Source organism: Zavarzinia sp. CC-PAN008, assembly GCF_051903925.1.
In the GTDB taxonomy this organism is placed as follows: Bacteria; Pseudomonadota; Alphaproteobacteria; order Zavarziniales; family Zavarziniaceae.
Genome location: NZ_CP173678.1, coordinates 2,882,481 through 2,904,772, shown reverse-complemented (window position 1 = coordinate 2,904,772; position 22,292 = coordinate 2,882,481). Strand labels below are relative to the sequence as shown.

Annotated in this window: 17 protein-coding genes; 16 read left to right on the top strand and 1 reads right to left on the bottom strand. The window is 70.1% G+C overall.

Translation table 11 applies throughout. The annotated features are described in order from the left end of the window. Positions 1 to 9: 9 nt before the first annotated feature. The 5 genes from ACI6GS_RS13595 to ACI6GS_RS13575 are packed head-to-tail and all read left to right on the top strand — an operon-like array spanning position 10 to position 4,248. Complete coding sequence (locus ACI6GS_RS13595; protein WP_439813989.1) at positions 10 to 207, top strand: hypothetical protein; 198 nt, start codon at positions 10 to 12, stop codon at positions 205 to 207. A 3-nt stretch (positions 208 to 210) separates the two neighbouring features. Continuing rightward, positions 211 to 1,836 carry a portal protein gene (locus tag ACI6GS_RS13590; RefSeq protein ID WP_439813988.1) on the top strand — a complete coding sequence of 542 codons (1,626 nt, stop codon included), beginning with the start codon at positions 211 to 213 and terminating at the stop codon, positions 1,834 to 1,836. Further along, positions 1,836 to 2,147, top strand: a complete 312-nt coding sequence (locus ACI6GS_RS13585; RefSeq protein WP_439813987.1) for a hypothetical protein — start codon at positions 1,836 to 1,838, stop codon at positions 2,145 to 2,147. The genes ACI6GS_RS13590 and ACI6GS_RS13585 overlap by 1 nt, the downstream gene beginning before the upstream one ends. Next, positions 2,125 to 3,006, top strand: coding sequence for a hypothetical protein (locus ACI6GS_RS13580; RefSeq protein ID WP_439813986.1), 882 nt, complete (start codon positions 2,125 to 2,127; stop codon positions 3,004 to 3,006). The genes ACI6GS_RS13585 and ACI6GS_RS13580 overlap by 23 nt, the downstream gene beginning before the upstream one ends. Positions 3,007 to 3,066: 60 nt before the next feature. Beyond that, the gene (locus tag ACI6GS_RS13575; RefSeq protein WP_439813985.1) at positions 3,067 to 4,248 is read left to right on the top strand and encodes an SEC-C metal-binding domain-containing protein; all 1,182 of its coding nucleotides are present in this window, start codon (positions 3,067 to 3,069) and stop codon (positions 4,246 to 4,248) included. Between the two features lie 89 nt (positions 4,249 to 4,337). On the opposite strand, the gene ACI6GS_RS13570 is transcribed toward ACI6GS_RS13575, so the two are convergent. Then, positions 4,338 to 5,231 carry a hypothetical protein gene (locus tag ACI6GS_RS13570; RefSeq protein WP_439813984.1) on the bottom strand — a complete coding sequence of 298 codons (894 nt, stop codon included), beginning with the start codon at positions 5,229 to 5,231 and terminating at the stop codon, positions 4,338 to 4,340. 213 nt (positions 5,232 to 5,444) lie between these two features. Between ACI6GS_RS13570 and ACI6GS_RS13565 the strand changes: the two genes are divergently transcribed. The 11 genes from ACI6GS_RS13565 to ACI6GS_RS13515 all read left to right on the top strand — a co-directional run bounded on the left by ACI6GS_RS13565 (position 5,445) and on the right by ACI6GS_RS13515 (position 22,289). Next, positions 5,445 to 6,353 (top strand): phage capsid protein, encoded by a 909-nt coding sequence (locus ACI6GS_RS13565; protein ID WP_439813983.1) that lies wholly within the window; start codon positions 5,445 to 5,447, stop codon positions 6,351 to 6,353. Positions 6,354 to 6,418: 65 nt separating this feature from the next. Beyond that, positions 6,419 to 6,919 carry a hypothetical protein gene (locus tag ACI6GS_RS13560; protein WP_439813982.1) on the top strand — a complete coding sequence of 167 codons (501 nt, stop codon included), beginning with the start codon at positions 6,419 to 6,421 and terminating at the stop codon, positions 6,917 to 6,919. A 7-nt stretch (positions 6,920 to 6,926) separates the two neighbouring features. Then, entirely contained in the window at positions 6,927 to 7,511 is a 585-nt protein-coding gene (locus tag ACI6GS_RS13555; RefSeq protein ID WP_439813981.1) for a hypothetical protein, read from the top strand. After that, positions 7,511 to 10,072 carry a hypothetical protein gene (locus tag ACI6GS_RS13550; protein ID WP_439813980.1) on the top strand — a complete coding sequence of 854 codons (2,562 nt, stop codon included), beginning with the start codon at positions 7,511 to 7,513 and terminating at the stop codon, positions 10,070 to 10,072. The genes ACI6GS_RS13555 and ACI6GS_RS13550 overlap by 1 nt, the downstream gene beginning before the upstream one ends. After that, the gene (locus ACI6GS_RS13545) at positions 10,065 to 10,670 is read left to right on the top strand and encodes a hypothetical protein (RefSeq protein WP_439813979.1); all 606 of its coding nucleotides are present in this window, start codon (positions 10,065 to 10,067) and stop codon (positions 10,668 to 10,670) included. The genes ACI6GS_RS13550 and ACI6GS_RS13545 overlap by 8 nt, the downstream gene beginning before the upstream one ends. Continuing rightward, positions 10,663 to 11,100: a hypothetical protein gene (locus tag ACI6GS_RS13540; RefSeq protein WP_439813978.1), complete on the top strand. Its 438-nt coding sequence runs from the start codon at positions 10,663 to 10,665 to the stop codon at positions 11,098 to 11,100. Before ACI6GS_RS13545 ends, ACI6GS_RS13540 begins: the two co-directional genes overlap by 8 nt. Next, the gene (locus ACI6GS_RS13535; protein WP_439813977.1) at positions 11,097 to 11,648 is read left to right on the top strand and encodes a hypothetical protein; all 552 of its coding nucleotides are present in this window, start codon (positions 11,097 to 11,099) and stop codon (positions 11,646 to 11,648) included. The genes ACI6GS_RS13540 and ACI6GS_RS13535 overlap by 4 nt, the downstream gene beginning before the upstream one ends. Continuing rightward, positions 11,648 to 14,287, top strand: a complete 2,640-nt coding sequence (locus ACI6GS_RS13530) for a transglycosylase SLT domain-containing protein (RefSeq protein WP_439813976.1) — start codon at positions 11,648 to 11,650, stop codon at positions 14,285 to 14,287. The genes ACI6GS_RS13535 and ACI6GS_RS13530 overlap by 1 nt, the downstream gene beginning before the upstream one ends. Next, the gene (locus ACI6GS_RS13525; protein ID WP_439813975.1) at positions 14,287 to 17,769 is read left to right on the top strand and encodes a zeta toxin family protein; all 3,483 of its coding nucleotides are present in this window, start codon (positions 14,287 to 14,289) and stop codon (positions 17,767 to 17,769) included. The genes ACI6GS_RS13530 and ACI6GS_RS13525 overlap by 1 nt, the downstream gene beginning before the upstream one ends. Beyond that, entirely contained in the window at positions 17,766 to 20,321 is a 2,556-nt protein-coding gene (locus tag ACI6GS_RS13520; protein ID WP_439813974.1) for a hypothetical protein, read from the top strand. The genes ACI6GS_RS13525 and ACI6GS_RS13520 overlap by 4 nt, the downstream gene beginning before the upstream one ends. A gap of 9 nt (positions 20,322 to 20,330) precedes the next feature. Beyond that, complete coding sequence (locus ACI6GS_RS13515) at positions 20,331 to 22,289, top strand: hypothetical protein (RefSeq protein WP_439813973.1); 1,959 nt, start codon at positions 20,331 to 20,333, stop codon at positions 22,287 to 22,289. The last annotated feature ends 3 nt before the right edge of the window (positions 22,290 to 22,292 follow it).

Here is a 22,292-nt window from a genome sequence, read left to right as displayed (position 1 = left end):
ACCGCACACATGAGCTTCCTGATGCCCAAGCGGCCGGCGATGACGCCGCCGCCGGCGCCGCCGACCAAGGCGGATCCCGCCGTGATGGCCGCGGCCGATGCCGAGATGGCCCGGCAGCGCACGGCCAGCGGCCGGGCGGCCACGATCCTGACGCCGGCGGCGGGCACGCCCACGGCTGCCGCGCCCAAGACCCTGCTGGGGAGCTGAACCATGACGGAAGCGCTGGGCAAGCGGCTGTGCGGGCGGTTCGACGAGCTGGAGGCCGAGCGCAAGACGTGGGAGACGCACTGGCAGGAGGTCAGCGACTTCGTCCTGCCGCGCCGCGACTTCACCACGACGCGGACGCCCGGCGAGAAGCGCAGCCAGCGCCAGGTGGACGGCACGACGCCGGCGGCGGCCGAGCAGCTGGCCAACGCGCTGCACGGCACGGCCACCTCCCCCTGGCTGAAGTGGTTTGAGCTACGGCCGGAGGACGAGGACCTGGCCGAGGACGACGAGGTCGCGGCCTGGCTGGAGGACGCGACCAGGCGCATGCACAACGTGTTCAGCGCCGGCTCCTCCGGCTTTGGGCCGGCGGCGCACGAGTTCTACCTGGACTACACGGCGCTGGCGACCAGCTGCTTCTACGTGGGCGAGCGGACGGCGCCGAGCGGCGGGGCCCTGACCGACATCCAGTTCGCGTCGCGGCCGCTGGCCGAATGCTTCATCGCCGAGGATGCCGACGGCCGGGTCGATACCTTGTTCCGCAAGTTCTGCCCGACGGCGCGCCAGGCACGGCAGATGTTCGGCGACGCGGCGGGCAGGCGCATCCTGGAGCTGGCCGAGAAGAAGCCGGGCGAGAAGGTCACGCTGCTGCACGCCACCCTGCCCCGTGAGGATGCCAGGGGCGACGGGGTGGACCCTAAGACCAAGCCCGTGGCGAGCGTGTACGTCGATCGCGAGAGCGGCCATGTGATCCGCGAAGGCGGCTATGACGAAATGCCGTTCCTGGCGGCGCGCTGGTCCAAGCGCAGCGGCGAGATCTATGGCTATGGCCCGGGCATGATCGCCCTGCCCGACACCAAGATGCTGAACGCCATGGCCACGACGACGATCCGGGCGGCCCAGCGGTCGGTGGATCCGCCGATGCAGATGCCGGACGACGGCTATGTCACGGCCGCCAACCTGCGGCCCGGGGCCATGAACTACTACCGCAGCGGTGTGTCCCAGTTCGACCGGATCGCGCCGATCCTGACCGGTGCCGATCCCCGCATCGGCATGGAGATGATGAACGAGGTACGGCAGCGCATCCGCGAAACCTTCTATGTCGAGTGGCTGAAGCTGCCGGAACTCGATCGCATGACGGCGACGGAGGTGATCGAGCGGCGCGACCAGCGCCTGCGCCTGCTGTCCCCGATGCTGACCAGGCTTGAAGCCGAGTTCCTGTCGCCGCTGATCGACCGGGTGTTCGACATCCTGATGCGGCGCGGCCGCTTCCTGCCCGTGCCCCAGGCGCTGCGGGGGCGATCCCTGAAGGTCGAGTACGTGGCGCCGATCGCGGCGGCCCAGCGCGCGACCGAGGCTGAGAGCATCAACCGCCTGCTGGTCCTGGCGGCCCAGGTCGCCCAGGTGAACCCCCAGGCGATCCAGGCGATCGATGCGGAGCAGACACTGCGCATTGGCGCCCGGCTCTATGGCAGTCCGCGGGGGCTGATCCGCTCGCCCGCCATGGTCGCCTCGATCATGGCGGAGACGCAGCAGCGCCAGGCGATGGCGGCCGCCGTCGAGACCGGCCAGGGCATCGCCGCCGGCGCCAAGGATGCGGCCCAGGCCGCCCGCTTCCTGCAGGCCGCGTGATGCGCCTGTGGTTCCGCCGCGATCCCGACGAGGGCCGCGAGCTCGCGCGCGACGCGGCGGTGCGCCGGGCCTATCGCACCCGCCTGTCGGGGCCCGATGGGCACCTGATGCTGGTCGACCTGGTGCGGCGCGGCGGGGTGATCCGGCCGACCGCGTCAAGCGATCCGATCGAACTGGCGCGCTGGGAAGGGCGCCGGGCGATGGTCCTGGAGATCCTGGAGCTCGCCCACCTCACGCACGACGACATTGCCCGGATGCTGGCCCGGGACGAAACCGAAGGGGCACGCGATGAAGATTTCCCGATCCTTTAGCCTGTGGGCAATGGTCCTGCGCGAGGCCGAGAGCGCCGGTGGGGGTGGAGGCGGCACGCCCCCCGCCTCGGCCCCGCCGGCGGCGCCCGCCTTCATGGACACGCTGCCGGAGGAGTACCGGGCCGACCCGACCTTCCTGCCGTTCAAGGAGAGCGGCCTGGGGGCGCTGGCCAAGTCGTACAAGAACGCGGCGGGGCTGCTGGGCCTGGACAAGGCCCATGTCCTGCGCATGCCGGTGAAGGACGACGATCCCGCTTGGGGCGACGTCTACAGCCGCCTCGGCCGGCCGGAAAAGGTCGACGGGTACGAGCTGCCGACGGTCGAGGGCATGCCGGAGGTGGCACCGGAGCACAAGGCGGCCTGGCTGAAGGCGGCGCACGATGCCGGCGTCACCAAGCGCCAGGCTGCCGCGATGTGGGAAGCCTATGGCAAGACGGCGGCGGCCGTGATGCAGCAGGGCCAGCAGGCCGAAACCGCGCGTTCGGCCGAGGTCGAGCAGCAGCTGCGCGCGGAGCTGGGCGGCGCCTATGACGCGCGGGTGAAGGGCGCACGCGACGCGGTGATCGCCTATGGCGGGCAGGAGCTGGCGGACTACCTGTCCGAGACGGGGCTGGGCAACGATCCGCGCATGTTCAAGCTGTTCGACAAGCTGGCGCGCAACCTGACCCCCGAGACCCTGGTGAAGGGCCCTGGCGCTGCCTTGGCCGGCCCGCGCAGCCCCAACGAGGCCAAGGCGGAGATCCGCAAGCGAGAGGGCGACGCCGAGTTCATGAAGCGTTACCACAACGCCGCCCACCCGGCGCATGGAGACGCCTTGCAGGAGATGGCAGACCTGTATAAGGCAGCTTTTCCGGCGTAGAGGGACCGCTGGAGCTGCACCGGTCGGCAAACGACTCAACACGTCTAGAAGGTGGGAGCCATGAGCATATTCTCAAAATTTAAAAGCGAGGGGCTCCTGAATCCACGACGACTCATGGGAATAAATGACTATTGCTGGTGTAAAAGTGGGAAGAAGTGGAAGTCGTGTCACATGAATCGGGAAAATGAAAAGAGGGTAAACTTTCCCAAGTTATATTTCCAACATGAATCTCAATTCAGACGCGGATACTGTGCCCATCCGCTTAGCGGCCCAAAATCCTGTTCCGGTCCAGCTATATCTTCACACACCATACAGAAGAATGGCGGTATTCGTGCAATAGCGGAAAACGGACATGTGCTCAGTTGCAAACCTCAATCATCACCATTCAAAGAACAGTCTCCCCTGGAGCGGTCCATTGAAAAGATAGGTGTTGGTCGAGCTTCGACATTTCCAGGTTTTTGCAGCAAGCATGACAACGAGACTTTCAGGTACATTGAGGGGGATTCTTTCGTTGCCGACAAGCGTTCAATGTTTCTGCTATCGTATCGGTCCCTATGTTATGAACTGTACCAAAAAAAGGTACAACTTGCATTTATCCCAATTCATAAGATTGCTGACAAAGGTATGTCATTCGAAGTCCAGGAACATATTCAACAAGAAGTTGCTGCCTATGAAGCATCAATCAACATTGGCCTTGCAGAGCTACAACACTACAAGAATCAAGCTGATGAAATTCTGATGAAAAACAGATTCGATGATATCTATGGTGTCTATCTCGAGTTTTCAGATATTTTACCTGTTGTGGCGTCTGGAGCGAGTCAAGTTGAATATGATTTTCAAGGTACTATGCTTCAATCCCTAGGGTACGATGACAAAATATTGGATCATATCATATTAAATATAACTTCATTTTCCGGTCGATCAATAGCGTTTCTTGGATGGATTGGAGCACAATGCTCTGCATCACGACAGTTTTGTGATAGCTTTTTGTCAATTGACACAACAAGAGTGCCAGATCAATTATTACGCTTTTCCTTTGATTATTTTGAAAATACCTACATTAAGGAAAGCTGGTGGAAGGCGCTGCCTCCCACCCCTCAGAAAGTGCTATCTTGGCATCGGACATCTGGGATTGGAGAGCGATATCCTCTTTCGTTGTGTGACGACGGAACAAAATGGACAAGCGTCACGATCTCCAACGAAGTGGTGTTCTACCCCAAAGGTTTCGCACCACGATCTTAGCGTTTACAAATGTCGCAAATTAATCGTTTTAATCGGCGACCATCGCAAACACCAACCCTACCCTCAAGGCGTCGAGTATTCTATCTGTTCTAGCGCCACCCAACATACCTGTCACTAAAACGGTGCATCGTCCTCGTTCTGGACTGAACTCGTTCCCGATGTTCGTCGTTTGGAATTCGGATGTATATTGGATTTTCGTATACATACTCACTTGGACTCTCCACCGCAACCAAACCTAAGCTGCCTTCAGCGGGATACAATGATATGTAACGTGCTCCAGCTGCGTCGAGTTCACGTTCACATGACTGTTGGATTTCGAAGAATTTCCCTTGAGAGAATTCGTGTATTTTTCCAATTCTTTCAATGTAAGCTCTCAGTCGCGGCATCAGCTCGATTTTTCCTTTCTCCCAACCAGACAAATCTTCCCGTATCACTTGCTTTAGATTATTGCTTTTGAGAACGGTCCTTGAGGTGACAAATGGGATGAGAGTAACTCTCATACGAGACCAGTTGTCCTCCCACGAATTATCGAGGGAAATTGCCTCGATAGGCATTTCCTGATGTTGCGAAAGGTTTTTTAGGAGCTCCATCAGTCGGTATGCTTTGCTACTATCATACTGCTGACTCCGAAAGTTGGTTATTTCAGATAGGGTCGATTCACCAACAAATTCCAAATGCTGTTTTATTGAATCATTAAAGTACTTTGCCGCGGCGAGAATTGCGTTGAGCTTTTGATTTATTTTAATTCGAGCCATACCAAAATCAATCGAATCAAAGTTGGCGTACGTAAGCGACGTGAGTGCGTATTCAAACAGATACTTCTCGATTTCGATATGATTTTCCATCAATAACAGAAACGCATCTTCAAACATTCCAATAGCTGTAAGTGTCTCACGTGCCTCTTTTATTCTGTCGTATTCCTCCACTCTCAACTCGACTTCGTGGGGGCTGCCGAGCACCAGTCGTTTGATCACATACCTCATTTCGATTCCTCCGGTCTTTTTCAGCAAGCTTAGGCTGTTGATCCAACGTTTGAAACAGGTATGATTCGTCGTGGCCGAGCGGGCCTTAAGCGCTAGACGCGGGTCCGGCAGGACGTCGGGGAGCTCAGGGACCTAAGGGTCCCGCGGGTCCGAAGCAGCCCCGGGGAGCTCAGTCGCAAGAACCCAAATGTTCTCGCGATCGAGGGTCCCCTCATGGACTTCACCCCGCATTACGTTCAGCAGTATTCCGACAATGTCTGGTGGCTGGGGCAGCAGAAGAAGTCCCGGCTGCGCGTGGCCGTGACCGAAGGCCCGGCCGCCAACGCCATGCCCGACAAGGGCAACAAGGCGTATTTCGACTATGCCGGCGAGATCGGCGGCCAGGAGATCACCGACGCCGGGGGCGACAGCCCGAACAACGTGCTGGAACTCTACCGGCGCATGATCACCTTCAAGGGCTTCGACACGGGCGTGCTGATCACCGATCCGGACGTCTTCTCCACCCTGCACGATCCCACCAACACCGTCTCGGTCGCCCAGGCCAACTACATGGGCCGGACGATCGACGACCAGATCATCAAGGCGTTCTTCGCCACCGCGACCGGCGGGGTCGACGGCAACACGGCCGTTCCCTTCCCCGGCGCCCAAGTGGTCGCGGTCAACGACCACAGCCTGGACCGGGCCGACGCCGTGGGCACCGGCAATGTCGGGTTGACGCCTGGCAAGCTGCGCAAGGCTAAGGGCCTGCTGTTGAAGGGCGAGCCGGACGACGACGATCCGATGTTCGTCGCCGTGACGGCCGACGACCTGATGAACCTGCTGACCTATGTCGAGGTGACCAGCAAGGACTACAACGTGGTCCAGGCCCTGGTCGACGGCACGATCGACAAGTGGATGGGCTTCACCTTCATCCGCACCGAGCGGCTGCTGAAGGACGGCAGCAACTACCGGCGCATCCCGGTCTGGTGCAAGTCGGGCATGGGCTACAAGCCCCGCCTGGAGCGCAAGCAGCGCATCACCGAGCGCAGCGACAAGCGCTTCAACGCCTATGCCTACCTGGAATGGTGGCACGGGGCGACGCGCCTGGAAGAGAAGAAGGTCGTCGAGATCAAGGCCGCCTGAGGCGGCGCAGGGCCAACGCCCCGCGCCCCCCACGCGGGGCTCCACACTATCCGGGAGCCTGATCCATGGCAGTCGTCAACACCAAGTCCAAGCTTATCCAGAACATCGAGGCGAGCCCCCGCGTGCCCAACGAGGTCACGGACCAGGGCGCGCGCCTGCGCGAGATCGCCGCCACGCTGGAGGTCGCGGCGGCCGACGACGACACGAGCGTCTTCCGCATCTGCCAGGTGCAGTCGAACTGGCGCATTGCGGCCATCCTGCTCACCAACGACGCGATCACGAGCGGCACCAGCTACGACGTCGGGCTCTACCAGACGCTCGACAATGGCGGCGCCGTGGTCGACGCCGACGCCTATGCCAGCGCCGTCGACCTGTCGAGCGGGCGCACCGCCCCGCTCGACGTCGCGTTCGAGGCGCGCAACATCGACAAGGTCAACAACCGGGTCTGGCAGGACGGCGGCTTCTCCTCCGATCCGAAGCAGACCTATGAGCTGTGCCTGACGGCCAACACCGTGGGCTCGGCCGCCGGCACGATCAGCGTCCGCGTCCAGTACGCGATCGACTGATCGCCCCGTGGCGTCGCTGGTCAGCATTGCCAACGAGGCGCTGATCCTGCTGGGGCAGGAGACGGTGCAGCACCTGGTCCAGGACGAGCGCGCCGGGCGCCTGTTCCTGGGCGTGTGGGAGAGCGTGCGGCTGGCGGTGCTGCAGTCCCATCCGTGGAAGGCAGCCAAGGCGCGCAAGCAGCTGCCCGCCCTGGCGACGGCGCCGGCCTTCGGCTGGGCGCGGGCGTTCCAGCTGCCGCGCGACTGCGTGCAGCCGCGCCAGATCGGCGACTGGCCAGCCGACGACGCGCAGTTCAGCGACCGCTGGACCCAGGAGGGGCGCACGATCCTGAGCAACGCGGCCGCCCCGCTGGCGCTGGTCTATACCCGCGACGTCACCGACCCCGACCAGATGGACGCGCTGCTGCGCCGGGCGCTGGCGGTCAAGGCGGCCGAGCGCCTGGCGCTGGCGCTGACCGGTACGGCCGAGATGCAGCAGGCGATGGGCCTGCTGTACCAGGCGGAGCTGCCCCAGGCGCGCCATGCCAGCGCCAGCGCCAGCTCGCCCGCCGAGGTCGACGGCCGCTCGAGCTGGCTGGAGGCGCGGTCCTGATGGCGCGCGCGCTGCGCTCCCGCCCCGCGCTGGACGCGCCCGTGCTGTCGTTCGAGGGCGGCGTGCTGGGCGCCCGGCTGCTGGGCCGGACGGACCTGGGCGCCTATTACAGCGGCTGCCGTTCGGCCCTCAACTTCCAGGCCCTGGCCCAGGGGCCGGCGCGCTTCCGGCCGGGGACGCGCCATGCGGCGGTCGCCAAGCTGCTGGAGGTCGAGAGCCGGCGCCGGCTGATCCCCTTCATCTTCTCCGCGGCCCAGGCCTATGCGATCGAGGCGGGGCCGCTCTACTTCCGCTTCTTCCGCAACCACGGGCCGGTGATGAAGCCGGCGCCGGACGAGGACGAACCCTTCGAGGTGGTGACGCCCTATGGCGAGGGCGACCTGGCGGGGCTGAAGTGGGCACAGTCGGGCGACGTGCTGCGGCTGGCGTGCGGCGCCACCATGCCCCGCAAGCTGGAGCGCCGCGGCGACACCGACTGGAGCCTGGTCGCGATCGACCCCAAGGGCGGGCCATGGCGGCCGGAGAACGGCAGCGACACCACGATCACGCCCAGCGGCGTCACCGGCAGCGTCACCCTGACCGCGTCCGCCGACCTGTTCGATTCGAGCTGGATCGGCCAGCGGGTGCGCCTGCGGACGCCATCCGGCACCGTGCCGGAGCGGACTTGGAAGGAGGAAACCCTCTACCTGCTGGGCAATGTCGTGACCTATCTGGGCCGGGTCTACGAGGCCGTCGCCTATGACCAGATCAGCGGCGAGCCGCCGGCCTTCTTCAGCTTCACGACACCGCCGACGCACGACAAGGGCGATGCGTCCGACGGCAACACGACATGGCGGTTCCTGCATGACGGCAGCGGCTATGCCGTCATCACCGCCGTCAGCAATGCGACCACGGCCACTGCGACCGTCGTCGAGCGCCTGCCCTATGCGGCGGCGACGACGTTCTGGGCGGAGGGCGCCTGGCACGCGCGGCACGGCTTCCCCCGCGCCGTCGTGTTCTACAACGACCGCGTCGTGTGGGGCGGCACGACCAGCGATCCCCAGACCGTCTGGGCATCCCGCGTCGGCGACTATGACAATTTCCGGCCCGGCCGCCTGGGCTATACGCGGGCCGACGATGCCCTGAGCTTCACCATCTCGGACGCGGAGGTGAATGCCATTCGCTGGCTGACCGCCGGCGACGACCTGCTGTGCGGGACGATGGGCGGGATCATCCCCCTGGGCCCCGCGACGACGACCGAGGCGTTCGGGCCCGACAATGCCAAGACGCGCAACACGGTGCGGGTCGGCGCCGAGCCGGACCCGGTGCCGCTGCGCATCGGCGACGGGGTGATCTATGTCGGGCGCGGCGGCCTGACGCTGGAGGAGCTGGCGCCGGAGCGGGCGCCATCGACGCGCGACCTGACCCTGCGGTCGGACGACGTGACGGTGGGCGGCGTCGTCGACCTGGCATGGGCCCTGCGCCCGGACAAGACGCTGTGGGCGGTGCGCGGGGACGGCGCCCTGCTGTCGCTGGTCTATGAGCCGTCCGAGGAGGTGCTGGGCTGGATGCCGCATCGCCTGGGCGGGCGCTACCTGGACGGGCCGCCGATCGTCGAGGCCTGTTGCGTGATCCCGACGCCGGACGGGCGAAGCGACGAATTGTGGGTCGTCGTGCTGCGCAGCCGCGAAGGCTGCGGCTGCTGCGGCGACAATGGCGACGTGATCGAGCGCCACATCGAGTGGCTGAGCCAGGCCTGGGCCCTGCCCCAGGCGGAGCCGGAGGCGGTCCACCTGGACGACAGCCTGAGCTATGACGGCTGGTCGGCCCATACGCCGGGGCTGTTGCAGGCCTTCGGCGTCTTTCCCAACGTCACCCTGACGGCGTTTCCCGAGGTCGAGGGCGCCATCGACTTCACCGGCCTGGTGGGGCGGCGGATCGCGCTGCGCCAGCGCAGCAGCCCGGCCCGGGCCAGCGACCGGCCGCGCGAGATGCATATCCGGGTCGATGCCGTGCTGGCGCCCGACCAGGTCGCGGGCACGATCGTCCTGCCCTTCGCCGAGGGTGGCTTCGACGGCTATTTCGAGACCGACCAGTGGGCGATCGTCGCGACCCAGGTCGCGGGCCTGGACCACCTGGAGTGCGAGCCGGTGACGATCGTCGCCGATGGCGGCCTGGCCGGGACCGCGATCGTGCAGGGCGGCAGCGTCGAGGTCCCCTTCCCCGGCGGCGCGCTGGTCCATGTCGGCCATTCCTACGTCGCCGGATCCCATGTCGAGCCGCCGCCGCTGGACGTGCCCGGCCAGGGCCTGCAGGGCCGGCGCCGGCGGGCGTCGCGCGCGCGGATCCGGGTGAAGGACACGCTGGGCCTGCAGGTCGTGGTGCAGGGACGGGCCGAGCGCCTGCCCACGGACCGTACCGCGGACGACCCGACCGGGCGGCCGCCGCGCCTGAAGTCGACGATCGCGCCCGTGGCGATCCCCATGAGCCACGACCGCGAGCCGGTGATCCGGTTCGAGCCCACCCTGCCCCTGCCCGGCACCATCGCGGCCGTGATCCTGGAGGTGACCAGCGATGCCTGACCCCACATTCGGCGTCGTCATGATCCGCCTGGGGCGGCGCGCGCGCGAGGAGGCCGCGCTGTGCCGCACCAGCCTGGAGCGGCACCATGACTGGCCGGTGCACACGTTCGACGGGACCGACGTCGATCCCGTCGGCGCGCGGTCGATCAAGACCCGGCTGGCCAGCCTGTCGCCGTTCGATCACACGCTGTACCTGGACGCCGATACCCGCTGCCTGGGCAAGCTCGACCTCTACCGGCAGGCGCTGGTCGCCGGATGGGAGCTGGTCATCACCGCGACCCACGACCAGGGGCCGCTGTGGCTGGGCAAGCTGCCGCCCGAGGACAAGGCGGCGACCGACCTGACGGCGCCAGGGGTGCAGGCCTTCCGCACCGGCGCGTTCGCCTTCCGCAAGACGCCGGCGGTCGCCGCCCTGTTCGAGGCCTGGCACGAGGAATGGCAGCGCTTCCACGGCTTCGACCGCGGCGCACTGCTGCGGGCGCTGGTGCGGGCGCCCGTCAAGCTGCTGCCGCTCGACCACCGCTACTGGAACGGGGCGACGGCCGACCGCCTGCGCCACCAGCCGGGGCGCCTGCCCCAGCCGAGGCATCATGCCTGAGGCCCTGGAACTGCGCCCCTACATGCCGGGCGATGCCGCGGCGCTGGCGATCCAGCCGGCGCAGGCGGCCGAGCGCGCGAATGCCGTTCGCATGGATGCCCAGCTGGTCGAGGGGCCGAGCTGGACCGTGTGCCGCGCCGGCCGGCCGATCGCCTGCGGCGGCCTGGTCGAGATGTGGCCCGGGCGCGCCATCGCCTGGGGCCTGGTCGCGACGGACGCGGGGCCGGTGATGGTCGCCCTGTCACGCCTGGTGCGCGCGCAGATCGGCGCCAACCTGAAGGCGTGGCGCCGGATCGAGGCAACGGCCTGCGCCGAGTTCAAGCCGGCGCGGCGCTGGCTGAGCCTGCTGGGCTTCAGGCTCGAGGCGCGGATGGACGGCTATGCGCCGGACGGAGCCGCGCACTGGCTGTTCAGCCGGGTGCGCCCGTGAGCGGGGTCGAGATCGCGCTCCTCGCCTCGACGGCGCTGAGCGCCGGCAGCGCCGTGCTGGGCGGCTATGCGCAAGGCCAGGCGGCGGACGCGCAGGCGCAGGGGCTGGAGACCCAGGCGCAGGCCGCGCGCGACGTCGCCGGCGCCGAGGCCGAGCGCACGCGGGCCCAGGTCGAGCGGCGCATGGGCGAGGCGCGGGCGACCGTCGGCGGCAGCGGCCTGACGCCGTCCGGCTCGATCCTGGACGTTCTGGTCGACCGGGCGATGGAGGGCGAACTCGAAGCGCAGATCGCCGCCTATCAGGGCCGGCGGTCGGCCTGGGAAGCGCGCAGCGAGGCGCAGCAGCTGCGCCATGACGCGAAGGCGGCGCGGCGCGGCGGCTGGCTGGCGGCGGGCACGGCGCTGGCCGGGGGTGCTGCCCAGGCCTACACGAGCGGCGCGTTCAGTGGCGGCGGCGTCAAGACGGCCGGCCAGGGCGGCGGCTGGTTCGCGAAGGCAGGCGGGACCAAGGGACCGATCGGGCCGACCTATCCGGGCGGGCGCTTCTGATGCCGCGCATCCCCGACCTGGTCTCGACCGGCGGCTATGGCCCGGCGGCCCAGGCGCCGCGAGTGAACCCCGACCTGGGCGCGGCGCGCGCCGTGGCCCAGCTGGCCGATACGACGGGGCGCCTGGCGCAAGTGCTGCGCGAGCGCGACGTCCAGGCGGAGCGGGCGCGCCAGGCCGCCGAGATCAACCGGGCCGAGATCGAGGGCCGGCGCTGGCTGGCCGAGCAGCAGGCGGCGATCGCGGCGGCCCCCGATCCCCGGCCGCTGGTCGCCACGTTCGAGCGGGCGGCACGGGACTATGGGCGGCAGGCGTCCGGCAAGCTGGGCGTCGACGAGGATGCGCGGGCGCAGTTCTCGTCCGCGTTCGAGGCGGCCGCCCTGCCCGTCCTGGCCGCGGCCCAGGCCGCCAGCCTGCGCGCCGATCGCGACCAGTGGCGGGGCGAGCTGCTGACCGGCCTTAACGACCTGGAGCTGCAGGCGGGGGCCGCGGCCAGCGCACCGGCGCGGGCCGCGGCGGACGCTGCGATCCCGGAGATGCTGGCCCGTGGCGTCGCCGGCGGCTATGTCGGCCGCGAGGAAGCCGCGCGCCTGGGCATCGAGACGCGGCAGCGCGTGGCGCTGGCCCGGGTGCAGGCGGCGCTGGAGGCCGATCCGGCGGCGGTTGCCGCCGGCACCGCACCCCCGGGCGTCGCGGTCGGCACCCTGCCGGGCGAGGGCGGCGACTTCCAGGCCCTGGCGGCGCAACTGGTCGACGGCGGCCTGGCCCAGGTCGAGAGCGGCGGGCGCCAGCTGAACGCCGACGGCAGTCCCGTCACCTCGCCTAAAGGCGCCGTCGGCCTGACCCAGATCATGCCCGGCACCGGGCCAGAGGCGGCGGCTGATGCTGGCCTGCCCTGGGACGAACGCCGCTGGCGCGAGGACGCGGACTATAATCGCGCGCTGGGCGTCGGCCACCTGGCCAAGCTGCTGCGCCGGTATGGCGGCGACGTCACGATCGCGCTGACCGCCTATAACCAGGGTGTCGGCAATGTCGACCGCTTCCTGGAGACGATCGGCGACCCGCGTGGGCAGCAGCTGACGCACGATGCGTGGCTGTCCCGGCTGCCCGGGCCGAACGGCCGCGCCTATGCCCGGTCGGTTCTGGCACGCATGGGCACGACGCCGGCGGCGATCGCCGCGGCCCGCCAGCCGGTCGCCCCCGAACTGGCCGAGGAGATCGCCCGCCTGCCCGCGGCTGCCCGGCTGCAGCTGTTCCGCACCTCGGGCGAGCGGATCGAGGCGCAGGCGCGCGAGGCCGAGCGCCTGGCCCGCGAGGCCGAGGCGGCGGCCCAGGCCGAGCGCAACCGGCGGGCGGTCGAGACGGCGCGGGTGGCCGAGGAGTCGATCGCCTCCATCCTGGCGACAGGGGCGCCGGTCGCAGGCTTCTCGGACGCCGACGTGATCCGGGACATCGCGCCCGACAATCCCCAGGCGGCGACGCGCCTGCTGGTCCAGCTCGACGTCGCACGCGAGGGCGCCCGGGCGACGGTCGGCTTCGCAGGCCTGCCGGCGGCCGACATCGCGGCACAGGTCGAGCGCCTGAAGCCGGCGGAGGGTGCGGACGATTTCCGCTTCCGGCAGCAGATCTATGCCGCCGCCACGGCCGAGGCGCAGCGCGTGCTGGCGGCGCGGGCGAAGGACCCGGCGGGGACGGTCGCCGCCCTGCCGCAGCTGCGCGCGCTCAACGAGGCGGCACGGGCCGACCCGGCGCAGCTGCCCGCCTATGGCCGGGCGCTGCTGGCGGAACAGCAGCGCCTGGGTGTGGCCCCAAGCCAGCAGCGGCTGATCCCCGAGGCGCTGGCGAAGCAGAGCGTCGCCGACCTGATGGCCACGCCGCCGGCGCAGCGGCCCGAGGCGTTCCGGGAGTTCGTCGAGGCGACGGCAGGCTGGGGCGAGCTGGCCGAGCGGGCGCGGGCCGAGTATGTGGCCGCCGGCCTGCCGCGGGAGGCCTATGGCGCGCTGATGTTCCAGGAGGTCGATCCGGTCGCGACCAGGGACCTGATCGAGGTCATGGCCTGGCCCGAGGATGTTCGCGGCAAGATCATGAGCGCCCAGCAACGCACCACGGCCCGGACGGCCCTGGACGAGAGCCTGGCCGAGCTGCTGCTGACCGTGCCGAACCCGGAGGCGCGCAGCGACCTGGTGGCGATCGCCGAGGCGCTGACCCTGGCGGAGCTGCGCCGGGAGCCCGACCCGGCATCGGCGGCGGATGCCGCGGCCGCCCGCCTGGCCGCGCTGTGGACGATCCACCGCACGTTCCGTGTGCCCGCCCGGCTGGACGGCGACGCCATCGCGACGGGCGCCGAACAGATCCGCGCCGACCTGAAGCCGGGCAGCCTGATGGCGGATGAGCGCACCGCACCCTACCAGACGGAGGCGGACCTGGCCCTGGCCCCCGTGCAGGACGTGCAGGCGGAAGGGCGCTGGGCGACCAACGCGGACGAGAGCGGCCTGGTCCTGCTGCACGCCGACGGCGAGCCGGCACTGAAGCCGGATGGCAGCCGGTTTGAACTGAGCTGGGACGCGCTGGTCCAGGCCGGCCGGGGATCGCGATCCGAACGCGCCCGGGCAGGCATGGGCGCCCTGGGCGGGGCCATGTGATGGTCGGCCTGCAGACCTACATCCCCGATCCCGATCCCCGCCTGCGGGCGCTGGGGACCGAGCGCAGGGCCGTGCCGTTCTCCACGTTCCTGGGGGCGATCGCCGGCGACACGTGGAGCGGCAGCGCCGGCCCGCTGACCGAGCGCGCGCTGTCCCGCGCCGGCGCGCAGCAGCTCGAGAACGAGATGCTGGGCCTGCCCGGCATCCCGACCGAGCTGGGCCTGCCCATGGGCGAGGCCGGCGGCCTGGACGACGGGCCCGGCGTGCTGCGGATCCCGACGGGTCCACCGCCCGGTGTGGCGCCGCCGGCCCCATCCCCCCGCCTGCCGCCCGAGGAGCTGAACGCCCGGTTCGGCATCGACGGCCATCTGCGCTTCGACGCGCCGGCCACCGAGGCCTATGCCGCCGACCTGCGCCGGCTGAAACTGGAGGAGCTGCGGCGGCGGGACATCATCGCGCGTTCCGGGCGCAGCGCGCTCAATCCGGCGGCCGTCGCCGTCGCCCTGGGCGTCAGCGTGCTGGATCCGCTGAACGTGGCCGCCAGCTTCCTGCCCGTCGTGGGACAGGCGCGCTATGGCGCCATGCTGGCAGCCGCCGGTGGAGCGGCACGGCGCGCCGGCATCCGGGCCGGCGTCGGCGCCGTCGAGGGCCTGGCCGGTGCTGCCCTGCTGGAGCCGCTGGCCTATGGCCTGTCGGCCGCGGAGCAGCGGGACTACAGCGCGGCCGACAGCTTCTTCAACCTGGCGTTCGGGACGGCGCTGGGCGGCGGCCTGCACGTCGGCGCGGGCGCCGTGCGCGACCTTGCCTTCGGCCCGCCCCGCGTCCCGCGCCCGGTGCAGGCGCAGGCGATCGACCAGGCGGCGGCGCAGATCGCGGCGGGCGAACCGATCCAGCCCGTTCCCGGCACCAGCCTGGACGCGGCGTTCCAGGCCAACCTGCGCGGGATCGCCGAGGCCCAGGCGCGCGCCGAGGCCGTGGCGGTCGACCGGGCGGCGCGGGCGGAGGCGAGCCTGGAGCCGATCGCGGCGCGGCCGATCGGCGAGCCGGCGGCCGCCTTCCTGCCGACCGGAGAGGAGCTGCAGGTGCAGCTGGCCCTGGTCGAGCTCGACGACCTGGTGACCAGTCATTCCGACGACTTCACGCTCGACCCGCGCTTTCCCGAGGCGCTGCAGCCGCGTGATCGCGGCCGTGCGGAAATGCAGGCCCAGGTCATCGACATGGCGGCCAACCTGGAGCCGCGCCGCCTGGGCAACGATGCCGGCCTGGACCAGGGCGCGCCGCTGGTCGCGGCCGACGGCACGGTCGAGAGCGGCAACGGCCGGACCATGGCCATCCGCCGTGCCTACCGCATGGGCGGCGCCCAGGCCGAGGCCTATCGCGCCTGGCTGAAGGCGCAAGGGTACGACGCCGAGGGCATGGCGGCGCCGGTGCTGGTGCGGGTCCGCCGCACACCGCTGGACCTGGAGGGCCGCGCCAGGCTGGGCAGGCAAGCGAACCGGACGGCGATCGCCGCCCATGACGCGACCGAGCAGGGCCGCGCCGATGCCGGCGTGCTGGCGAGCCAGCCCGATGCCCTGCGCGCCACGAGCGGCCGGAGCCTGGACGCGGCCGACCAGGCCATGGCCGCGACCGCCCTGCTGCGCACCATCGCCAGCGATGCCGAGATGACCGGGCTGACCACGGGCGGGCGGACGATCAACGCCGCCGGCCGGTCGCGCCTGGCGGCGGCCGTGCGCGGCTATGCCTGGGCGCCGCTGATCCGGGCGCTGACCGGCGATGCCGGCGAACTGCAGGGCCTGGCCGATGCGCTGGGCGAGGCCGCCCTGCCCTGGGCGCGCCTGCGCGCCGCCGTGGCGCAAGGGATCGTGCCGGCCGAGCTCGACATCACGGACGCGCTGGTGAAGGCGGTCGACGTGATCGCCCGCGCGCGCGCCGAGGGCCAGAAGGTGGGCGACCTGGTCGCCCAGCTGGACCTGTTCGAGGCACCGCTGATCACGTCCGCCCTGAAGATCCTGTTCCAGGACGCAGGCTTCACCCGCGTGCGCGGCAAGGGCCAGATCGCCGACCTGCTCGAGGCCTATGCCGAGGAGGCCGCGCGCTTCCGCGCCGGCGAGGCCGACCTGTTCGGGCCGCCGCCGACCCCCGACCAGGTCCTGGACGCGGTGCGCGGCAAGCGCAGCACGACCGAGGCCGCTGCAGGGGGTGCTGGTGAGCCGCCACGGCCACCGCCCGAGGCGCCGCCGGCGGCCGCAGAGCCACCGCCGGAAGACGGCGCGCGGCAGTTCAAGGCGCCGGACGGGACGGTCCTGGCCACCGTGCGCCGCGGCGAGCACCGCCATCCGGACACCGGCGAGGACCTGATCGACGCGCTGGCGCGCGGCGCCGCGATGCCGCCCACTAACACGATCGACACGGCCGAGCGCCAGGCCCTGCGCCAGCAGGTCGAGGACGCGCTGATGGCGCGGGACACCCCCGAGGACGGCCGCATCCTGGACATCGTCATGGGCCCGCCGGGGGCAGGCAAGAGCACCTTCGTCGATCCCCTGAAGGCGCGGCGCAAGGCGCGCGTGGTCGACAGCGACGATGCCAAGGCCGAGCTGCCGGAGTTCGAAGGCGGCATCGGCGCGAATGCCGTTCACGCAGAGAGCGCCGCCATCGCATCGCGGATGCTGACCCGGGCGATCGAAGCCGGCGACAACATCGTCTATCCCACCGTCGGCCGCGATGCCGATGCCCTCCTGCGCCTGGCCGAACGCGCCACCGCGGCGGGATACAGCGTCCGCCTTCACCTGGTCGACCTGGGCGAGGCCGAGACCCTGCGGCGGGTGCTGGTGCGCTTCGACGAGACCGGCCGCATGGTCGACCCCGACTATGTCGCGGCGGTTGCATCCTTGCCGCGGGATGTCTTCGGGCGCATATACGGGGCGGAGGTCTTTGATGGCTGGTCGCGATCCGACAACAACGTCGCCCGGGGTGAAGCGCCCCGCACCCTCGACCGCGGGGGGCTGGAGCGCCCTGCCGGAGGGCGTGATGGACCTGGAACGGATCCAGATGGAGACCGTCATGGCGGACCTGGACCCGCAGGTTCCGGCGGACGAGGCGGCGCGGCGCAGGCGCTACCAGGCGGCGATGCGCGCCCGGGAGATGGCGGGACAGGAACGGATCGGCTACCGCGCCTGGCTGGCCCAGCAGGGCGCGGCGCCGGAGACCCAGGCGGCCGAGTAGGGCCGCCGCCCGACCCGGAAGCACCCGAGGCCTATCGCCAGCTCGAGCAGCTGGCGCAGCTCGACGAACTGCGCGAGCTCGAGGCGGACATCGCCGCGATCGAGGCCAGCCTGCGCGCCGAGGCAGGCGAGATGCCGGGCGTGCAGGACGCCCTCGATGCGATCAAGGCGGCAGACGACAAGGCCGGTGCGGCCGATGCGGCGCTGAGTGCCGCCGCTGCCTGCCTGTTGCCGCGTGCCCCAGGGGGCGCGGCATGAGCTCGACCCGCCCCACGCGCCTGCCCGACGAGTGCCAGGCGCAGATGCGCGCCGCCGCCGGCGGACACCTGACCGACGCCGAGATGGTGGCCATGGTCGATGCGCTGGAACGGCGCCGCCGCCGGCTGCGCGACGAGGCCCTGATCAGCGATCCCGAGGCGCTGGCCCAGGCGGCCGCCAGCCTGATGGGCGAGCAGCGGATGGAGGCCCTGCTGCAGCGCCGCACCGCACTGGTGAACGAGCGCGCAAGGCTGCGCCGCGACGACTTCTATGCCCAGCACAAGGGCCGCGAGGGCTGGGCCCTGCGCACGCTGATCGCCGGCAGCGAGGAGAGCGGGCCGGGCGTCGCCCGCTCTGTCGACGCCGAGATGCAGGGCATCCGCTTCCGCCTGATCGGGCCGATGCTGTCGCAGCTGCGCCGGGACGGCGTTCTGGGCCTGCTGATGCCCGACATCTGGGGGCGCGCGCGCCATCCCGAGCTTGAGGACGATGTCGCGAACGAGCTGTGGCGCCTGACCGACGACACCGGCGGGCGCGACACGGGCAACGCCCAGGCGAAGCAGATCGCCCAGGCGATCCACACGGCCCAGGAGGCGGCGCGCGTCCTGCAGAACCGGGCCGGCGCCTGGATCAACAAGCTGCCCGGCTATGTCGTGCGGCAGAGCCACGACCTGCTGAAAGTGCGGGACGCGGGCTTCGCCGCCTGGCGGGCCGCGATCGAGCCGCGCCTGACGGACGACACCTTCGCGACCGATGAGGGGCCGATGACGGCGGCAGACCGCACCCGCTTCCTGGAGGCGGTCTGGCGGGGCCTGTCGACCGGGCAGCACCTGAAGTCCGCCGGCGCCGAGGATCCGGTCCTGAAGGCCTACGGCTCCGGCTCGCTGGCCCGCAAGGCGTCGCAGCACCGCGTGCTGCACTTTCGGTCTGCCGACGACTGGCTGGGCTATCACCGCCAGTTCGGGCGGGGCGGCGTGCTGGACGCCGCGATCGGCGGCCTGGAGCGCGCGGCGCAGAACACGGCGCTGATGCGCACCTTCGGAACCAGCCCGCGCGCGGCGTTCGACGCCGACGTCGAGCGGCTGAAGGCCCGCGCCGACGTGGTCGAGGCCGCCCGCGTCGGCGGCGATTTCGCGGTCGCGCTGTTCCAGCAGGTCGACGGCACCACCCGCATTCCCGACAGCATCGGCCTGGCCAAGGTGGGCCAGGTGACGCGGGCGTGGATCTCGATCACCAAGCTGGGCGGCGTGGTCCTGTCCGCCCTGCCCGACATCGCGGTGCGGGCGGCCAGCCTGCGCCATGCCGGGATCAACCCGTTGAGCGCCGCGGCCGGCGGCCTGACCGACCTTGCGGCCCGGCTGCCGGACGACAGTGCGCGGCGGGAGGTGGCCGACCTGATCGGCGCAGGGATCGACGGCACGGTCGGCGCGATCGCCCAGGCGTTCCGGGCGGAGGACGGTCTGCCGGGCGTGATGTCGCGCAGCCTGGACCTGTTCTTCCGCCTGAACCTGATGAACTGGTGGACGACGGCGCAGAAGACCGGCGTCGGCCTGATGCTGTCGCATCACCTGGGGGCCAGGCTGGGGACCGGCTGGCAGCACCTGGACGACTTCACGCGCGAGGGCCTGAGCCGCTACGGCATCTCGGCCGAGGCCTGGACCCTGATCTCTGGCCAGGCGCGCGCCCTGCGCCGGGCCGAGGATGGCCGGCTCTACCTGACGCCGGAAATCGTCCGGGGGATCTCCGACGCCGACATGCTGGCCTATGTCCGGCCACGGTCGAAGAACCCCCAGGCGCGCGCCCTGGCGGTGACGCGCGGCCGCGACGAGCTCGAGACATCGCTGGCAACCTACTTCGCGGACCAGGTCCGGTCGGCGGTGACGGACCCGACCGCCCGCACGCGGGCCCGGCTGCAGGGCCTGTCCCGGCCGGGCACGATGTGGGGCGAGGCGGTCCGCTTCATCACCCAGCTGAAGGCCTATCCCACGACCTACATCCAGCGGCATGTCGCGCGCGAGCTGTATCGCGGCGGCACGGGCGGGAAGATCCGGCCGGACGTGGGCGGCCTGGCGACGCTGATCGTGGGCACGACCCTGCTGGGCTATGTCTCGCAGTCGGCGAAAGAGATGTCGCGGGGCCGCACGCCGCGCGATCCCGCGAACTGGACAACCTGGACGGCCGCCTTCATCCAGGGCGGCGGCGCCGGCATCTACGGCGACTTCCTGTTCGGCCAGTACAGCCGCTTCGGTGGCTCGCTGGCCGGCACGCTGGCGGGCCCCTGGCTGGGCACGGCCGACAGCCTGGCCGGCCTTCTCTCGGCCGCCCGCGACGGGCAGGACCTGGGCGCGAACGCCATTCGCTTCGGCGTCAACGCGGTGCCGCTCGTCAACCTGTTCTACACGCGCGCCGCACTCGACTACCTGATCCTGTACCGGCTGCAGGAGGCGTCCTCGCCCGGCTACCTGCGGCGCCTGGAACGGCGGATCGCGAAGGAAAACAACCAGACGTTCCTATTTCCCCCGTCGCGCGCCATCCCGCGCGGCGGCTTCTGAGGGCGTGCGATGACCGTCAATGCCAGCTATGCGCCCGCCCGCCATGTCGGCGACGGGGTGTCGACCGAGTTCCCCTTCAGCTTCGCGCTGGTCGACGTCGCCCACCTGCAGGTGACGGTCGCCCATCCGCCGCCGACGGGCGGCAGCGACTACGAGATCTATCCGACGCCGGCCTGGACAGCGGGCGACGGCGCCGTCGTGTTCAGCGATCCGCTGCCCGTCGATGACATCGTGCTGATCGAGCGCGTGGTGCCGATCCTGCAGGGGACCGACCTGGTCGACGGCGGGGCGTTCCCGGCCGACACGACCGAGGCCGCGCTGGACCTGGTCGTGATGCAGGTGCAGCAGGTCCAGGGCGACGTCGGCCGCGTGCTGCGGGCGCCCGCCCTGGACGATCCCGACATCGACCTGACCCTGCCCGCCGCCGGCGGCCGCGCCAACCGCGTCGCCGCGTGGGACGCGGATGGCCAGCCGATCACGACGACGATCGCGACGCCCGGCTTCCTCGACCAGCTGGCCGTGAGCTTCCCCGATCCGGAGGCGCCGACGCCGGACCTGGTCGCGCTCGAGGGCCTGGTGGGCGTGGGCGTCGCGAAGCGGGCCGGCGACGATGCCTGGGCCCTGCTGGACAGCGGCGCGTTCGGCGAGGCCATGCTGGCGGCGGAGGACGCAGCCGAGGGGCGCGGCCTGCTCGAGCTGGGCACCATGGCCCAACAGGACGCCGGCAACGTCGACATTTCGGGCGGCTTCATCCAGGGCGCCAACATCCAGAACCTCGCCTCTGCCCTGCCGATCGCCAGCGGCGGCACCGGCCAGACCAGCGCCGGGGCCGCGCTCGCCGCGCTGGGCGGGCAGCCGGCCGATGCCGACCTGACGGCGCTGGCCGGCCTGTCGGCGACGGCGGGCATGCTGGCGCGGACGGGGGCGAACGCCTTCGCGCAGCGCACGCTGACGGCGCCGGCGGCGGGGATCACGATCAGCAACCCGACGGGCGCCGCCGGCAATCCCACGCTGGCGCTGGCCGACGACCTGGCGGCGCTGGAGGCGCTGGCCGCGACGGGGCTTGCCGCGCGTACGGGGGCGAACGCCTGGGCGCAGCGGCAGATCGTGGCGCCTGCCGCCGGCATCACGGTCACGAACCCGGCCGGCATCGCCGGCGACCCCACCCTGGCGCTGGCCGACGACCTGGCGGCGCTGGAGGCGCTGGCCGCGACCGGACTGGCCGCGCGTACGGGGGCGAACGCCTGGGCCCAGCGGCAGATCGTGGCGCCCGCCGCCGGCATCACGATCGCGAACCCGGCCGGCATCGCCGGCGATCCGACGCTGGCCCTGGCCAACGACCTGGCCGCCCTCGAAGGCCTGGGCACGACGGGGCTGGCGGTGCGGTCGGCGCTGGATACCTGGCTGACCCGGGCGCTGGCGGTGGGCAGCGGCCTGACGGTCAGCAACGGCGACGGCGTGGCGGGCGCGCCGACCGTGGGACTGGACACCAAGCTGGCCGCGATCAACGCCCTGACCTGGGCGGCGGACAAGCTCATCCGCCTGACCGGCGCCGGCAGCGTCGATTCGATCGACTTCAACGTCACGGGCTGGACACCCGACCTCAACTTCGGCGGTGCAAACACCGGCATCACCTACACGTCGCGCGACGGGGTCGCGGTCCGGTTCGCCAACATCGTGATCGGACTGGGCGTCTTCCTTTTGTCCTCGAAGGGCAGCGCCACCGGAGCAGCGACGATTACCGGCCTGCCCTACACGGTGACGGCGACGTCGCGGCGTTCTCCCGTGCCGGCCTGGACGCAGCGGCTTACCTGGGTTGCCGGCTGGCGCGGCGTGTTCGGCCTGCCCGGCGCCAGCGGCACAACCCTGAGCCTGTTCGCCACGACCGACAGTTCCTTCGCCACGGTGGACGACACCGCCTTCGCGGCCGCCACCGAGATGCGCGTCTTCTTCGCCTACCAGACTTAGGGG

What these genes read in the sequence shown, in the direction of transcription:
- ACI6GS_RS13540 (WP_439813978.1), top strand. Translation starts at nt 10,663, where the DNA reads ATGCCTGAGGCCCTGGAACTGCGCCCCTACATGCCGGGCGATGCCGCG.
- ACI6GS_RS13525 (WP_439813975.1), top strand. Translation starts at nt 14,287, where the DNA reads ATGGTCGGCCTGCAGACCTACATCCCCGATCCCGATCCCCGCCTGCGG.
- ACI6GS_RS13570 (WP_439813984.1), bottom strand. Translation starts at nt 5,231, where the DNA reads ATGAGGTATGTGATCAAACGACTGGTGCTCGGCAGCCCCCACGAAGTC.
- ACI6GS_RS13560 (WP_439813982.1), top strand. Translation starts at nt 6,419, where the DNA reads ATGGCAGTCGTCAACACCAAGTCCAAGCTTATCCAGAACATCGAGGCG.
- ACI6GS_RS13575 (WP_439813985.1), top strand. Translation starts at nt 3,067, where the DNA reads ATGAGCATATTCTCAAAATTTAAAAGCGAGGGGCTCCTGAATCCACGA.
- ACI6GS_RS13585 (WP_439813987.1), top strand. Translation starts at nt 1,836, where the DNA reads ATGCGCCTGTGGTTCCGCCGCGATCCCGACGAGGGCCGCGAGCTCGCG.
- ACI6GS_RS13595 (WP_439813989.1), top strand. Translation starts at nt 10, where the DNA reads ATGAGCTTCCTGATGCCCAAGCGGCCGGCGATGACGCCGCCGCCGGCG.
- ACI6GS_RS13580 (WP_439813986.1), top strand. Translation starts at nt 2,125, where the DNA reads ATGAAGATTTCCCGATCCTTTAGCCTGTGGGCAATGGTCCTGCGCGAG.
- ACI6GS_RS13520 (WP_439813974.1), top strand. Translation starts at nt 17,766, where the DNA reads ATGAGCTCGACCCGCCCCACGCGCCTGCCCGACGAGTGCCAGGCGCAG.
- ACI6GS_RS13515 (WP_439813973.1), top strand. Translation starts at nt 20,331, where the DNA reads ATGACCGTCAATGCCAGCTATGCGCCCGCCCGCCATGTCGGCGACGGG.
- ACI6GS_RS13590 (WP_439813988.1), top strand. Translation starts at nt 211, where the DNA reads ATGACGGAAGCGCTGGGCAAGCGGCTGTGCGGGCGGTTCGACGAGCTG.
- ACI6GS_RS13530 (WP_439813976.1), top strand. Translation starts at nt 11,648, where the DNA reads ATGCCGCGCATCCCCGACCTGGTCTCGACCGGCGGCTATGGCCCGGCG.
- ACI6GS_RS13565 (WP_439813983.1), top strand. Translation starts at nt 5,445, where the DNA reads ATGGACTTCACCCCGCATTACGTTCAGCAGTATTCCGACAATGTCTGG.
- ACI6GS_RS13550 (WP_439813980.1), top strand. Translation starts at nt 7,511, where the DNA reads ATGGCGCGCGCGCTGCGCTCCCGCCCCGCGCTGGACGCGCCCGTGCTG.
- ACI6GS_RS13545 (WP_439813979.1), top strand. Translation starts at nt 10,065, where the DNA reads ATGCCTGACCCCACATTCGGCGTCGTCATGATCCGCCTGGGGCGGCGC.